The following is a 13,977-nucleotide window of genomic DNA, read 5'->3' as shown; positions in this document are numbered from 1 at the left end:
GGGCCGGCCCCGCCACGGTGTCCGTTTCCTTCAAGACGGGCCCCTCCCCCGGCTCCTACGGTGACGGCATGACTCCACGATTCGATGCCGTCGGCCTGGTGGTCTCCGACATGGCCGCCTCCGTCGCCTTCTACCGGCGTCTCGGGTTCCCGTTCCCCGAGGGCTCCGAGAGCGAGCCGCACGCCGAGGCCGCGCCGCCCGGCGGGGTACGGCTGCTGCTCGACACCGAGGACACGATCCGGTCGTTCCACCCGGGGTGGCGGCCGCCGGCCGGCGGCGGCCGGGCGGCGCTGGCCCTGCGCTGCGACGGCCCGGACGAGGTCGACGCGGTGTACGAGGACCTGGTGGCCGCCGGACACCACGGCGAACTCAAGCCCTGGGACGCCTTCTGGGGGCAGCGCTACGCCGTCGTCCACGACCCGGACGGCAACGGCGTGGACCTGTTCGCGCCGCTAGCGGCGGAGTAGCACGCCGAGCGGCACGCCCGCCAAGTCCTTGACGTCACGGGCGAGATGGGCCTGGTCGGCGAAGCCGGCGCGGGCGGCCGTCTCCGCGAAGGGCACGCCGGCGCGGGCCAGCCGCAGGGCGCGCTGGAGACGGAGGACGCGGGCCAGCGTCTTGGGGCCGTATCCGAAGGCGGTCAGGGAGCGGCGGTGCAACTGACGTGCGCCGAGCCCCAGTTCACCGGCGACGGCGGCGACGGGGCGGCCGGCGTCGAGGGCGGTGACGAGGTGCCGCAGCAGCGGGTCGGGGGGCTGTGCGCGGGCGGCCAGGGCGAGGGCGGTGTCCTCCAGGGCGGTCCGGGGGTCGGTGGCGGCCCCGACGCGGGCGCCGAGCCGGCGTGCCCGGGGTGCCGGCCACACGTCGGTCAGGTCGACGCGCCGGTCGCGCAGTTCGTGCGCGGGGACGCCCAGGAGGGCGGGCGCGGTGCCGGGGAAGAACCGGACGCCGATCCAGACGCCCGCCGTGCCGTCGGTGACCTGGGCGCGGGTGTCGGGCCCGGCGACCAGCAGCCGTCCCTCGTGCCACAGCAGGTCCATGCAGCCGTCGGGCAGGACCCGGCCGCTGTCGGACGCGTCCGGGGTGTTCGTCCAGACGACGGCGCCCGGCAGCCGGGCCGGCCGCTCCTCATACACGGGCGTCCTCCGGGGCCGTGTCCGGGCGCCGCCGGTGCTCCTGTGGGCTCACCCCGTACACCCGTTTGAAGGCGCTGGACAGCGCGAAGGGGCTGCCGTAGCCGACGCGCCGGGCGATGGCCTCCAGGGTGTCGTCGGTGTCGCGCAGGGCGTCCGCCGCGAGCGCCAGCCGCCATTTTGTGAGGTACGTCATCGGCGCCTCCCCCACCAGGTCGGTGAACCGCCGTGCCAGCGCGGCCCGGGACACCCCGGCCTTCGCGGCCAGCGAGGCGACGGTCCACGGGTGGGCGGGGTCGTCCTGGAGGAGCCGCAGCGCCCGTCCGACGACCGGGTCGGCCAGCGCCCGGTACCAGGCGGGGGGTTCGGCCTCGGGGCGGGCGAACCAGGTGCGGAGCGCGGCGATGACGAGCAGGTCGAGGAGCCGGTCCAGGACGACCTCCTGGCCGGGTGCGTCCCGGACGATCTCCGTCATCAGGTAGGGGGTGAGCGGGTGGTCCCACCCGTCGGCCGGCAGGGACAGCAGCGGGGGCAGGCAGTTCAGCAGCCGCCCGCTGATCTCGCCCTGCCGGAGATAGGTGCCGATCAGCAGGACGGCGGAGCCGTCGGGCCGGTCGCCCCAGGTGCGCACCCCCAGGTCCATCGAGCCGTTGAGGGACCGCCCGTCGGGGTAGCGGCACTCGGCGCCGGGCAGGATCAGCGCCTGCGGTGCGGTGTCCGGGGCGTCGGCGCAGGTGTAGGGGTCCGGGCCGCGGGCGATGGCGAGGTCCCCGGCGCGCAGCCGGACCGGCTCGCCCCGCTCGGGCGTCACCCACGCCTCACCGCGCACCATGACCATGACGGTGAGCGGGGCGCGGTCCTCGACGCGCACGGACCAGGGCGGGTCGAAACACGCGCGGATCAGGAAGGCACCGCGTGCGCGCGGGCCGTCGAGCAGACCGGCGAGGGCGTCCATGCCGTCAGGGTAGACGCCCGCGTATGCGAGGGAGCCGTTCGGCGATGGGCGGCCGGACCGTCCCGCCGTTGACTGGGGGTATGACACGGACTGAGCGCGACACGACCGGTGGGAACGGGACGACGGTGGTGGTGACCGGGGCGTCGGGGCGCACCGGGAGCCGGGTGGCCCGCGCGGCGGGCGCGGCGGGGTTCACCGTGCGGGCGGCGTCCCGCGCGACGGGCTTCGACTGGGCGGACCCCTCGACGTGGGAGGGGACCCTGCGGGGCGCGGACGCGGCGTATCTGGTGTACCCGACCGACATCGGCGACCCGGCGGCGGCCGAGGGGATCGGGGCGCTGGCACGGGAGGCGGTGGGACTCGGCGTGCGGCGGCTGGTGCTGCTGTCGGCCCGCGGTGAGGACCAGGCGCTGCCGGCGGAGGAGGCGCTGAAGGCGTCCGGCGCGGACTGGACGGTGGTCCGGGCCGCGTGGTTCGCGCAGAACTTCAGCGAGGGGCCGCTGGCGGAGGGCATCGCCCACGGGGAGCTGGTGTTCCCCGCCGGTGAGGTGCGGGAGCCGTTCGTCGACGTCCGGGACATCGCGGACGTGGTGACGGCGGTGCTGGCGGACGGTGACCGGTACGCGGGGCGGACGCTGCGGCTGACCGGGCCGCGGCTGCTCGCCTGGCGGGAGGCGGTCGCGGAGATCTCCGCGGCGACGGGCCGCCCGGTCGTGTACACGCCGGTGCCCGCGCCGGCCTACGGGGAGGCGCTGACCGGGTTCGGGGTGCCGGCCGAGGAGGCGGCGCTCCTGGTGGACGTCTTCGAGACGCTGCTGGACGGCCGCAACGCGCGTCTCACGGACGAGGTGCGCGAGGCGCTGGGGCGTGCCCCGCGCGACTTCTCCGCGTTCGTGCGGGAGGCCGCGGCGGCGGGGGCGTGGAGCGTCTGACGCCGCCTTTGGGCGTCAGGAGTCGCCGTTCCTCTTGTGCGGGTGGTGAGGGTGGTGCGGGTTCTTGACGTGGGTCCGCAGGCGTGACGTGACGTCCTCCGGGGGCAGGAAGCGGGACCAGCGTTCGGGGAACTCGGACGGCATGTCCGGGTCGTCGGGGTCCGGCTCCAGACCGGCGGCGGCGCGCGCCACGTACTCGGCGACCTGGGCCTCGCGCACCCGCTCGTTGGCCTCGCGGGCCGCGGCGGTCGCGGCGGCCGGCCAGACCCGGTCGATCGCGGCGTTGACCGCGGCCCCCACGAGCACCGCGAACGCGGACACGCCGATCCACAGCAGGACGGCGACGGCCGCCGCGAGGGAGCCGTAGATCGTGGCGCCCTCGATGGTGCTGGTGAGGTAGATGCGCAGCAGGAAGCTGCCGAGCACCCACATGGCGAGGGCGACCAGGGCGCCGGGCACGTCCTCGATCCAGGGGGAGCGCACCGGCACGGACACGTGGTACAGCGTCGTCAGGAACGCCACCGACAGGACGATGACGACGGGCCAGTACAGCACCTGCACCACGGTCTCCGACCAGGGCAGGATCCGTACGACGGCGTCCGGGCCCGCCACCATCAGCGGCAGCGCCACCGAGCCGATGAGCAGGGCGGCGAGGAACAGCGTGAACGCCACGAGGCGGGTCTTGACGATGCCGCGCACCCCGTCGAGGCCGTACATGACGGTGATCGTGTCTATGAAGACGTTCACCGCGCGCGACCCGGACCACAGGGCGAACAGGAAGCCGACCGAGATCACGTCGGGCCGGCCACCCTTCATCACGTCGTCCAGGATCGGCTGGGCGATCTCGCGCACGCCCTTGTCGGACAGGACGGTGCGGGAGGCCTCCAGGAGGTTGGACTCCAGGCTGGTGATGGTGTCGGTGCCGGTCCAGTCGTCGACGTAGCCGAGGAGGCCGATGAGGCTGAGCAGCAGCGGCGGGACGGACAGCAGCGTGAAGAACGCCGCCTCCGCCGCGAGGCCCAGGATGCGGTACTCGATGCACGAGTTGACCGTGTCCTTCAGCAGCAGCCAGGCGGTCCTGCGCTTCGAGACGTTCCGGTAGAGGGCACGCGCCCGGTGGAGACGGCCGGAGGGCTGCTCGGGGGATTCACTTGCTGGCTGCACGAACCAAAGGTATCCGCCGCGCGCGGGCGCTCTCATCGGGGCGCCCGCCACGGGCCGCGGCCGGCCGTGTCAGGCTGGGGAGCACGGCGCCTGGGAGGGATAGGTTCACCGGCATGGCAGGCAGCACTCACAGCGTGACCAACCAGCCCCCGCCCCTGACCGGGTACGACGCCTACACCACCGACCGGGCCCTGGTGTCGGCCGTCGAACGGCACCTTCCGGCCGCCCTGCGCGAGGAGGTCGCCGGGGAGCTGTCGGCGCTCGGACGGACGTGCGGGTCGGCGCAGGTGCAGGAGTGGGGGGTGCTGGCGAACGAGAACCCCCCGCGGCTGCGGACCCACGACCGCTACGGCCATCGCGTCGACGAGGTCGACTTCCACCCGTCCTGGCACCGGCTGCTCGGCAAGGGCGTCTCCGCCGGTCTGACGGCGGCGTGGACGCGGCCCGGCGGGCATGTGCGGCGGGCGGCGGCGTTCGTGCTGTGGACGCAGGTCGAGGCGGGCAACACCTGTCCGCTGTCCATGACCCACGCGGCGGTCCCCGCCCTGCGCACCGACCCCGGGCTGGCCGCCGAGTGGGAGCCGCGGCTGACGTCCGTGGTGTACGACCGCGGGCTGCGGCCGGCGGCGGACAAGGCGGGCGTGCTGTTCGGGATGGGCATGACGGAGAAGCAGGGCGGCAGCGACGTCCGCGCCAACACGACGCGGGCGGTGCCGCTCGCCGAGTCCGGCACGTACGCGCTGACCGGGCACAAGTGGTTCTGCTCGGCGCCGATGTCCGACGCGTTCCTGGTGCTGGCGCAGGCTCCCGGCGGGCTGACGTGCTTCCTGGTGCCCAGAATGCTGGAGGACGGCGGCCGCAACGTGTTCCTCCTCCAGCGGCTCAAGGACAAGCTGGGCAACCGGTCCAACGCGTCCGCCGAGGTCGAGTTCGACGGGACGTGGGCGCGCCGGGTCGGCGAGGAGGGGCGCGGGGTGCGGACCATCATCGGGATGGTCGCGGCGACCCGCCTGGACTGTGTGCTCGGCTCGGCCGGTCTGATGCGGCAGGCGGTGGCTCAGGCGGTCCACCACTGCGCCCACCGCGAGGCGTTCGGCGCGAAGCTGGCCGACCAGCCGCTCATGCGCAACGTCCTGGCCGACCTGGCCGTCGAGTCGGAGGCGGCGACCACGCTCGCGCTGCGGCTGGCCGCCGCGTACGACGACGGGGACGAGCAGGAGCGGGCGCTGCTGCGGATCGCCGTGCCGGCCGCCAAGTACTGGGTGACCAAGCGGTGCGCGCCGGTGGCCGTGGAGGCGGCGGAGTGCCTGGGCGGCAACGGGTACGTCGAGGAGTCGCAGATGCCGCGGCTGGTGCGCGAGTCGCCGCTGAACTCGATCTGGGAGGGCGCGGGCAACGTCCAGGCGCTGGACGTGCTGCGGGTGCTGCGGCGGGAGCCGGCTGCGCTGGACGCGTATCTGCGGGAGGTCGGCCTGGCCCGGGGCGCCGATCACCGGCTGGACGCGGCGATCAGGGGGCTGTTGACGGAACTGGCCGATCTGGAGGGCGTCGAGGCGCGTGCCCGGCGCGTGACCGAGCGGCTCGCGCTGGTGCTCCAGGGGTCGCTGCTGGTGCGTTTCGCGCCATCGGACGTCGCCGACGCGTTCTGCGCGTCGCGGCTCGGCGGCGACGCGGGCGCCGCGTTCGGGACGCTGCCGCACAGCCTGGCGCGGGCCGCGCTCGTGGAGCGGGCGCGGCCAACCTCCTGACCTGCGGGGACGGGAAGCGGGGGTGGTGCTGCGCCGACACGGCACCACCCCCGCGGCCGACCCGTGCGAGGCGGCGGACGCCGCTCGGGACGGCGTCGCTCAAGTCTCGATCAGGCCAGAGCCGTCCACCAGGGTTGCAAGGGGTTGCAACTTGTTGGCGTCTGTGTGCGGACTGTGTCCCTCCGTGTGTGCCGGAGCGGCACTATGAGACGCACACAATGAGACGCACAGTCAGGTTGAGACCTCTTCTGCCGGGAGGACCCTTGGCGCTCTCGCCGACGGACGTGACGCAGCTGGCAGCCGTGGACTCGGCACGCGCCGCGCGCGTGCTCAGCGACGTCCGCGCCGCCACGCTCTCCGGGCAGCGCGCGCCCGTGGCGCCGCGCCCGGTGATCGAGCAGTCCTGGGAACGCCTGCTGCGCAGCGGTGTGGACCCGGACCACGACGTCCGCGCGGGCCTGCTGTCCCGGGAGGAGGTGCAGCGGCGCCGGGAGGAGACCGCGCTGCGGCATGTGCTGCCGGTGCTGCGCGAGGGCCTGCTGTCGGTCGCGGACGTCGCCCACCACATCATGGTCGTCGCCGACGACGAGGGCCGGGTGCTGTGGCGGGAGGGCAGCCCCTCGGTGCTGCGCAAGGCCGACGGCCTCGGCTTCGAACTCGGCGCGGACTGGCGGGAGAGCGTCGTCGGCACGAACGGCGTGGGCACCCCGGCGGTGGTGCGCCGGCCCGTGCAGGTCTTCGCCGCCGAGCACTTCCAGCGCTCGCAGACCTCGTGGACGTGCACGGGCGCGCCGATCACGGACCCGCGGGACGGCCGGCTGATCGGTGTGGTGGACGTCAGCGGGCCGCTGGAGACGATGCATCCGGCGACGCTCGCCTGGGTCGGCTCGGTGGCCAAGCTGGCCGAGGCCCGGCTGCGGGAGCTGCACACGGCCTCGCTGGAGCGGCTGCGGGCGGTGGCGGCGCCGGCGCTGGCCCGGCTGACCGGGCGGGCCGTCGTCGTGGACCGGGACGGCTGGACGGCGGCGGTGACCGGGATGCCGTACCTGCACCGGGTCGCGCTGCCCAAGTCGCCCGTGCCGGGCCGCAGATGGCTGCCGCCGCTCGGGCTGTGCACGATGGAGCCGCTGGCCGGGGGCTGGCTGCTGCGGGCCTGCGACGAACCCGGGGCGCCCGCCGCCACCCGGATCACGCTGGATCTGGGCGAGCCGCGCCGCTGGTCGGTGACGGTGTCCGGCGGCGCCGGGACCTGGAGTCACGAACTGAGTCCCCGGCACGCCGAGTTGCTGTGCCTGCTGGCGATGGACCGGGGCGGGCGCAGCGCGGCGCGCCTGGCGGAGGACATGTTCGGGGACGCGCGGCGCACGGTGACGGTGCGTGCCGAGATGTCGCGGGTGCGCCGCTATCTCGGGGCGCATCTGGAGCACCGGCCGTACCGCTTCCGGGAGGACGCCGAGGTCGAGGTGGTGCTGCCGCGCGATCCGGGCGCCCTGCTGCCGCACTCGACGGCGCCGGGGATCGCACGGGTGCGCGAGTCCGGATCACGGCCGGGATGACCCGGACGGCAACCTTCTTCCGCATATTTGCAGGGTCTTCGTCCGCGAGGGGGCCTTCCTGCCGTAGCATCCCTGGTACGGGCCGCCCCACCTGCTCCTTTGGTCAACGCTCGGACCGATGGGCGCAGTTGGCTCGCCTCGGGAGGTTTGATGAAGCACCGCGGCAGACACCGTCGACGCAAGCAGGGCCGTGCGCTGCGCGCGTTCCTCGCCGGAACCGCCCTGGCGCTCACCGCCGCCGCCACGATGATCAGCGCCTCGCAGGCCACGGTGGGTGACGATCCGGGGGCGTTGAAGCCGCTCGCGGGAGCCGCCGGGACGGAGGCGCTGCGGCTGCATGAGCGGCTCGTCCCCGAGGAGACGCTGGACAGACTGTCCTCCGCGATGGGCAAGCCGGTCGGGGTGGGCGCCGTCCTGGAGGGCGCCGAGCACACGCTGCGGGACGCGGACGGGTGCACGGAGGCGGAGCGTACGGGGCTGCCGGTCGCCCCGGCGGCCACCCGCGCGTACTGCTGGGACGCCGGGGACACCCGGTCCTGGCGGGCGGGAGCGGTGACCACCTCGGGAGACGCCGACGACGACGGCTGGTGGAACGACCACCGGGTGATCCTGTCCGGCTGGAGCCAGGACGGCGGTTCGCTGGCCAGGGTGTCGTTCGTGGACGCCACCGACATGGACCAGCTGCTGTACACGTCGGCGCTGCTCGTCGTCCCGGTGGACGGCGGACGGGACTACCGCCCGATGACGTCCCGGCTGACGGGCATGGTCTGGTACCAGGACAAGCTGCTGGTCACCGCGGGCGACGGGCTGTACGTGTACGACCTGGACCGCGTCCAGCGCACGACGGTCGACAGTGCCGCCGTGGGCCGGACCGGCTCCGGCTGGTCGGCGCACGGCCTCGACTTCGTGCTGCCGGCCGTCGGCTCGTACCGGCTGACCGGCCGGGACGCGCCCCGGCTGGGGGCGGTGTCACTGGACCGCAGCACGGCGCCGGACAGCCTGGTCGCGAGCGAGTGGACCGCGCCGGACGGCGACGGGCACGCCCGGCTGTGGCGGTACGCGTTCAGCAAGGACCCGGCCCGCACCGGCCTGCTGGCCACGGACGGCGCCGGGGCGGTCCGGGCCGTCGAGGCGTACGAGACGGAGGCGTCCGGCGTCGAGGGTGTGCTGTCGCGCCGGGCACCGGGGTCGGACCGGTCCGGCTGGTACGTGGGGCGCGCCCCGGCCCGTACCGACCGGCACGGCAGCCTGTGGCGCCAGGACACCGACGGCGCGGAGGCGACGCGGTGCGGCACGGAGGGCGCCCCGAGGTGCTGGGGCATGGGTGCCGGTTCCCTGTCGTACTGGGAGGCGACCGGCGAGGTGTGGTCCCAGTCCGGACGGACGCTGTTCGCGGTGCCGCTGCGGTCGATCGACGCCGCCCTGGACTGAGGCGGCGCCGGTCCGGGAGCGGGGGGGCCGATCGACAGATCCGCCGTCGGGATGATTGCCTGACGGCATGCCGAGCATCACCGTGACCACCTGGTCCCTGGAACAGACCGCCCCCACCGACCTCCTCCCGGCCGAAGCGCCGGACGGGGACGTGCGGGTCGTCCGCGCCGAGGTCCCCTCGCCCGAGTTCAGCCGTTTCCTGTACGCGTCCGTCGGCGGGGACATCCGCTGGGTGGACCGGCTCGGCTGGAGCTACGCCCGCTGGCAGGAGCAGCTGGCGCGTCCGGGCGTCGAGACGTGGGTGGCGTACGACCGCGGGACGCCGGCGGGCTATGTGGAGCTCGAGGCGCAGGACGGCGGGGTCGTGGAGATCGTCTACTTCGGCCTGATCCCGGCGTTCCGGGGGCGGCGGATCGGCGGCCATCTGCTGTCGTACGGCACCGCCCGCGCCTGGGACCTGGCGGAGCGGTGGCCGGAGCTGCCGCCGACCAAGCGGGTGTGGCTGCACACCTGCAGCAAGGACGGGGAGCACGCGATGGCCAACTACCAGCGCCGGGGCTTCACGCTGTTCGACACGAAGGTCGAGGAGGAGGCCGAGGTGGCGACGCCCGGCCCGTGGCCCGGGGCGTACGCCGGCTGACCTGGCCGGAAACGGTCCCCACGGGCCTTGTGACCCACGACACCCTTGTCTCATTCTACGGGACAAGGGTGTCCGCATCTCGGACGAAGCTGGACTGGTCTCAGATCGCCGTGACACGCTTCCGTCATGCCTGGAACTGGAATTGCCTTGGTGAGTCGGCGGCACGTCGACCTGGGCCGCATGTCCAGCGCCATCTGTCCGGTGCGCTGACCTCCCTTCAGCGCCCGACACCTCTCTTCTTCACGCTTCCACCCCGCGCGATGCCGCGCACCTCTGCCCGTGCGCCCGTATGCGCAGGTCAAAGCCGCATTCCCGCCTGTCCCGAAGGACGTATCAACCATGGCCGCCACCCCGCAGAAGCCTGCCGCCGCGACTCCGCGCCGCAAGGTGAGCCGTCACCGCGGTGAGGGTCAGTGGGCCGTGGGCCACCACACCCCGCTGAACGGCAACGAGCAGTTCAAGAAGGACGACGACGGTCTCAATGTGCGGACACGCATTGAGACGATCTACTCCAAGCGCGGCTTCGACTCCATCGACCCGAACGATCTGCGCGGCCGGATGCGCTGGTGGGGGCTGTACACCCAGCGCAAGCCCGGGATCGACGGCGGCAAGACGGCCGTCCTGGAGCCGGAGGAGCTGGACGACTCCTACTTCATGCTGCGCGTCCGCATCGACGGCGGCGCGCTGACCACGCGGCAGCTGCGGGTGATCGGCGAGGTCTCGCAGGAGTACGCGCGCGGGACCGCCGACATCACCGACCGGCAGAACGTCCAGTACCACTGGATCCGGATCGAGGACGTGCCCGCGATCTGGGAGCGGCTGGAGGGTGTGGGCCTGTCCACGGTCACGGCCTGCGGCGACACCCCGCGTGTGATGATCGGCTCGCCGGTCGCCGGGATCGCCGAGGACGAGATCATCGACGCCACCCCCGCGCTGGAGGAGATGAAGCGCCGGGTCCTGAACAACCCGGCCTACTCCAACCTCCCCCGCAAGTTCAAGACGGCCATCTCGGGATCGCCGCTCCTCGACGTGGTGCACGAGATCAACGACGTCGCGTTCGTCGGCGTGGTGCACCCCGAGCACGGCCCCGGCTTCGACCTCTGGGTCGGCGGCGGTCTGTCCACCAACCCCAAGCTGGGCGTGCGGCTCGGCGCCTGGGTGCCGATCGACGAGGTGCCGGACGTCTACGAGGGCGTCATCTCGATCTTCCGTGACTACGGCTACCGGCGGCTGCGCAACCGGGCCCGGCTGAAGTTCCTCGTCGCCGACTGGGGCGCGGAGAAGTTCCGCCAGGTCCTCGAGGACGAGTACCTGGGCGGGCGCAAGCTCATCGACGGGCCCGCCCCCGAGCAGCCCGTCCAGCAGTGGCGCGACCACATCGGCGTGCACCGGCAGCAGGACGGCCGCTTCTACGTCGGCTTCGCCCCGCGCGTGGGACGCGTCGACGGCGCCACGCTCACGAAGATCGCCGACCTGGCCGAGGCCCATGGCTCGGGCCGGGTGCGCACCACCGTCGAGCAGAAGATGATCGTGCTGGACGTCGAGCAGGACCAGGTCGACTCGCTGGTCGAGGGCCTGGAGGCGCTCGATCTGACCGCGCGGCCGTCCACCTTCCGGCGCGGCACGATGGCCTGCACCGGCATCGAGTTCTGCAAGCTCGCGATCGTCGAGACCAAGCAGCGCGGCTCCCAGCTGATCGACGAACTGGAGCGCCGCCTGCCGGACTTCGCGGAGCCGCTGACCATCAACCTCAACGGCTGCCCGAACGCCTGCGCCCGTATCCAGGTGGCGGACATCGGTCTCAAGGGGCAGCTGGTCCTCAACGACCGGGGCGAGCAGGTCGAGGGCTACCAGGTGCACCTCGGCGGCGCGCTCGGCCTGGAGGCCGGGTTCGGCCGCAAGGTCCGCGGTCTGAAGGTCACCTCGGAGGAGCTGCCCGACTACATCGAGCGGGTCCTCAAGCGGTTCCAGGCGGAGCGCGAGGACGGCGAGCGGTTCGCGTCCTGGGCCGCGCGGGCCTCGGAGGAGGCCCTGTCATGAGCGAGCGGGCCGCGCCCTTCTACTGCCCCTACTGCGGCGACGAGGACCTGCGCCCGAGCGAGGAGGGCCACGGCGCCTGGGAGTGCGCCGCGTGCAACCGCGCCTTCCGGCTGAAGTTCCTCGGCCTGCTCGCACAGGGCCTTCGGCACAACGACACGGGGGGAGACGAGATATGACGGTGACTCAGGCACGCACGGCGGACGAGCTGCGCGCGCTCGCCGAGCAGGCGGGCCGGGACCTGGAGGACGCCTCCGCGCTGGAGATCCTCCAGTGGGCGGCCGGCACCTTCGGCGCGCGGTTCTGCGTGACCTCCTCGATGGAGGACGCGGTCGTCGCCCACCTCGCCTCCCGTGCGATGCCCGGCGTCGACGTGGTCTTCCTGGACACCGGCTACCACTTCGAGGAGACCATCGGCACCCGGGACGCCGTCGAGGCCGTGATGGACGTCGACGTCATCACGCTCACCCCCCGGCAGACGGTCGCCGAGCAGGACGCCGAGTACGGCCCGAAGCTGCACGACCGCGACCCCGACCTGTGCTGCAGGCTGCGCAAGGTCGAGCCGCTGGAGCGGGGCCTCACGAAGTACGTGGCCTGGGCTACCGGGCTGCGCCGCGACGAGTCCCCGACCCGGGCGAACACCCCGGTGGTCGGCTGGGACGAGAAGCAGCGGAAGGTGAAGGTCTCCCCCATCGCCCGCTGGACCCAGGACGACGTGGACGCCTACGTCGCCGAGCACGGCGTACTGACCAACCCGCTGCTGACGGACGGCTACGCCTCCGTGGGCTGCGCCCCGTGCACCCGCCGGGTCCTCGAGGGCGAGGACGCGCGCGCCGGCCGCTGGGCGGGCCGCGCCAAGACCGAGTGCGGACTGCACGGATGACGACCCCCCAGACTCAGGAGAACCACGTGACGACCGGAGCCACCGTCTGGCTCACGGGTCTGCCGAGCGCCGGCAAGACCACCATCGCCCATGAACTGGCCGGCCGGCTGCGCGCCGAGGGCCACCGGGTCGAGGTCCTCGACGGCGACGAGATCCGCGAGTTCATCTCGGCGGGCCTCGGCTTCAGCCGCGAGGACCGGCACACCAACGTGCAGCGCATCGGCTTCGTCGCCGAACTGCTCGCCCGCAACGGCGTCACGACGCTCGTCCCGGTGATCGCGCCCTACGCCGACAGCCGCGAGGCGGTCCGCAAGCGCCACCAGGAGAGCGGGGCGCCCTATCTGGAGGTGCACGTGGCCACACCGGTCGACGTGTGCTCCGTCCGCGATGTGAAGGGGCTGTACGCCAAGCAGGCCGCCGGTGAGCTGAGCGGGCTCACCGGGGTCGACGACCCTTACGAGGAGCCCGAGTCGCCGGATCTTCGGATCGAGTCGCAGCACCAGACCGTGCAGGAGTCCGCGGCGTCCGTGTACGCCCTGCTCACCGAAAGGGGACTGGCATGACGACGACCGTCGCGACGCAGCGGGAGGGCACGGACAGCCCGTACGCCCTGTCGCACCTGGACGCCCTGGAGTCCGAGGCCGTCCACATCTTCCGTGAGGTGGCGGGCGAGTTCGAGCGGCCGGTGATCCTGTTCTCCGGCGGCAAGGACTCCATCGTCATGCTGCATCTGGCGCTGAAGGCGTTCGCGCCCGCGCCGGTGCCGTTCTCGCTGCTGCACGTGGACACGGGCCACAACTTCCCCGAGGTCATCGAGTACCGGGACCGCACGGTCGAGCGGCACCGGCTGCGGCTGCACGTCGCCTCCGTGCAGGACTACATCGACCGCGGAGTGCTCAAGGAGCGCCCGGACGGCACCCGCAACCCGCTGCAGACGCTGCCGCTGACGGAGAAGATCCAGGCGGAGAAGTTCGACGCGGTCTTCGGCGGCGGACGCCGCGACGAGGAGAAGGCCCGCGCCAAGGAACGGGTGTTCAGCCTGCGCGACGAGTTCTCCCAGTGGGACCCGCGCCGCCAGCGCCCCGAGCTGTGGAACCTGTACAACGGCCGGCACGCGCCCGGTGAGCACGTCCGGGTCTTCCCGCTGTCCAACTGGACCGAGCTGGACGTCTGGCAGTACATCGCCCGCGAGGGCATCGAGCTGCCGCAGATCTACTTCGCGCACGAGCGCGAGGTGTTCAAGCGCTCCGGGATGTGGCTGACGGCCGGTGAGTGGGGCGGCCCGAAGGACGACGAGACCGTCGAGAAGCGCCTCGTGCGCTACCGCACCGTCGGCGACATGTCCTGCACCGGGGCCGTGGAGTCCGACGCGGTGAGCCTGGAGCAGGTCATCACCGAGATCGCCGCGTCCCGGCTCACCGAGCGCGGCGCCACCCGCGCCGACGACAAGCTCTCCGAGGCCGCGATGGAAGACCGTAAGCGCGAGGGGTACTTCTAA

General features: G+C 73.2%; 15 protein-coding genes. 12 read left to right on the top strand and 3 right to left on the bottom strand.

What is annotated here, in order from left to right; genetic code table 11:
* Window positions 1–68: 68 nt before the first annotated feature.
* Entirely contained in the window at window positions 69–467 is a 399-nt protein-coding gene (locus tag F8R89_RS27745) for a VOC family protein (protein ID WP_151786502.1), read from the top strand.
* Here F8R89_RS27745 and F8R89_RS27740 read toward each other — a convergent pair.
* The gene (locus F8R89_RS27740) at window positions 453–1,136 is read right to left on the bottom strand and encodes a DUF6597 domain-containing transcriptional factor (protein WP_151786501.1); all 684 of its coding nucleotides are present in this window, start codon (window positions 1,134–1,136) and stop codon (window positions 453–455) included. The two genes, F8R89_RS27745 and F8R89_RS27740, sit on opposite strands and share 15 nt — an antisense overlap.
* Window positions 1,129–2,088: an AraC family transcriptional regulator gene (locus F8R89_RS27735; RefSeq protein ID WP_151786500.1), complete on the bottom strand. Its 960-nt coding sequence runs from the start codon at window positions 2,086–2,088 to the stop codon at window positions 1,129–1,131. Before F8R89_RS27735 ends, F8R89_RS27740 begins: the two co-directional genes overlap by 8 nt.
* Before the next feature lie 80 nt (window positions 2,089–2,168).
* Here F8R89_RS27735 and F8R89_RS27730 point away from each other — a divergent pair, with 80 nt between their 5' ends.
* Entirely contained in the window at window positions 2,169–3,020 is an 852-nt protein-coding gene (locus F8R89_RS27730; RefSeq protein WP_151786499.1) for an NmrA family NAD(P)-binding protein, read from the top strand.
* A 15-nt stretch (window positions 3,021–3,035) separates the two neighbouring features.
* On the opposite strand, the gene F8R89_RS27725 is transcribed toward F8R89_RS27730, so the two are convergent.
* Window positions 3,036–4,184: a YihY/virulence factor BrkB family protein gene (locus F8R89_RS27725; protein ID WP_151786498.1), complete on the bottom strand. Its 1,149-nt coding sequence runs from the start codon at window positions 4,182–4,184 to the stop codon at window positions 3,036–3,038.
* Window positions 4,185–4,297: 113 nt separating this feature from the next.
* Between F8R89_RS27725 and F8R89_RS27720 the strand changes: the two genes are divergently transcribed.
* The 10 genes from F8R89_RS27720 (at window position 4,298) to cysD (ending at window position 13,977) form a co-directional block, all read left to right on the top strand.
* A complete protein-coding gene (locus F8R89_RS27720; RefSeq protein WP_151786497.1) occupies window positions 4,298–5,932 on the top strand; it encodes an acyl-CoA dehydrogenase family protein in 1,635 nt (544 codons plus the stop codon).
* Between the two features lie 263 nt (window positions 5,933–6,195).
* Window positions 6,196–7,488 carry a GAF domain-containing protein gene (locus tag F8R89_RS27715; RefSeq protein WP_151786496.1) on the top strand — a complete coding sequence of 431 codons (1,293 nt, stop codon included), beginning with the start codon at window positions 6,196–6,198 and terminating at the stop codon, window positions 7,486–7,488.
* 150 nt (window positions 7,489–7,638) lie between these two features.
* On the top strand, window positions 7,639–8,919 hold the full coding sequence (locus F8R89_RS27710) for a hypothetical protein (RefSeq protein WP_151786495.1): 1,281 nt from the start codon (window positions 7,639–7,641) through the stop codon (window positions 8,917–8,919).
* 67 nt (window positions 8,920–8,986) lie between these two features.
* The gene (locus F8R89_RS27705) at window positions 8,987–9,559 is read left to right on the top strand and encodes a GNAT family N-acetyltransferase (RefSeq protein ID WP_151786494.1); all 573 of its coding nucleotides are present in this window, start codon (window positions 8,987–8,989) and stop codon (window positions 9,557–9,559) included.
* 126 nt (window positions 9,560–9,685) lie between these two features.
* Window positions 9,686–9,769: a putative leader peptide gene (locus tag F8R89_RS37365; protein WP_351391960.1), complete on the top strand. Its 84-nt coding sequence runs from the start codon at window positions 9,686–9,688 to the stop codon at window positions 9,767–9,769.
* Window positions 9,770–9,898: 129 nt separating this feature from the next.
* Window positions 9,899–11,599 carry a nitrite/sulfite reductase gene (locus tag F8R89_RS27700; protein ID WP_151786493.1) on the top strand — a complete coding sequence of 567 codons (1,701 nt, stop codon included), beginning with the start codon at window positions 9,899–9,901 and terminating at the stop codon, window positions 11,597–11,599.
* Window positions 11,596–11,775 (top strand): hypothetical protein, encoded by a 180-nt coding sequence (locus F8R89_RS27695; protein ID WP_151786492.1) that lies wholly within the window; start codon window positions 11,596–11,598, stop codon window positions 11,773–11,775. The genes F8R89_RS27700 and F8R89_RS27695 overlap by 4 nt, the downstream gene beginning before the upstream one ends.
* Window positions 11,772–12,479, top strand: coding sequence for a phosphoadenylyl-sulfate reductase (locus tag F8R89_RS27690; RefSeq protein ID WP_151786491.1), 708 nt, complete (start codon window positions 11,772–11,774; stop codon window positions 12,477–12,479). Before F8R89_RS27695 ends, F8R89_RS27690 begins: the two co-directional genes overlap by 4 nt.
* A gap of 26 nt (window positions 12,480–12,505) precedes the next feature.
* A complete protein-coding gene (gene cysC, locus F8R89_RS27685; RefSeq protein ID WP_264158893.1) occupies window positions 12,506–13,042 on the top strand; it encodes an adenylyl-sulfate kinase in 537 nt (178 codons plus the stop codon).
* A complete protein-coding gene (cysD, locus tag F8R89_RS27680; protein WP_151786489.1) occupies window positions 13,039–13,977 on the top strand; it encodes a sulfate adenylyltransferase subunit CysD in 939 nt (312 codons plus the stop codon). The genes cysC and cysD overlap by 4 nt, the downstream gene beginning before the upstream one ends.

Origin of the sequence: Streptomyces sp. SS1-1, assembly GCF_008973465.1 — a bacterium.
In the GTDB taxonomy this organism is placed as follows: domain Bacteria; phylum Actinomycetota; class Actinomycetes; order Streptomycetales; family Streptomycetaceae; genus Streptomyces.
The sequence above is the reverse complement of the archived record's forward strand: the minus strand, read 5'-3'. Positions and strand labels throughout refer to the sequence as shown.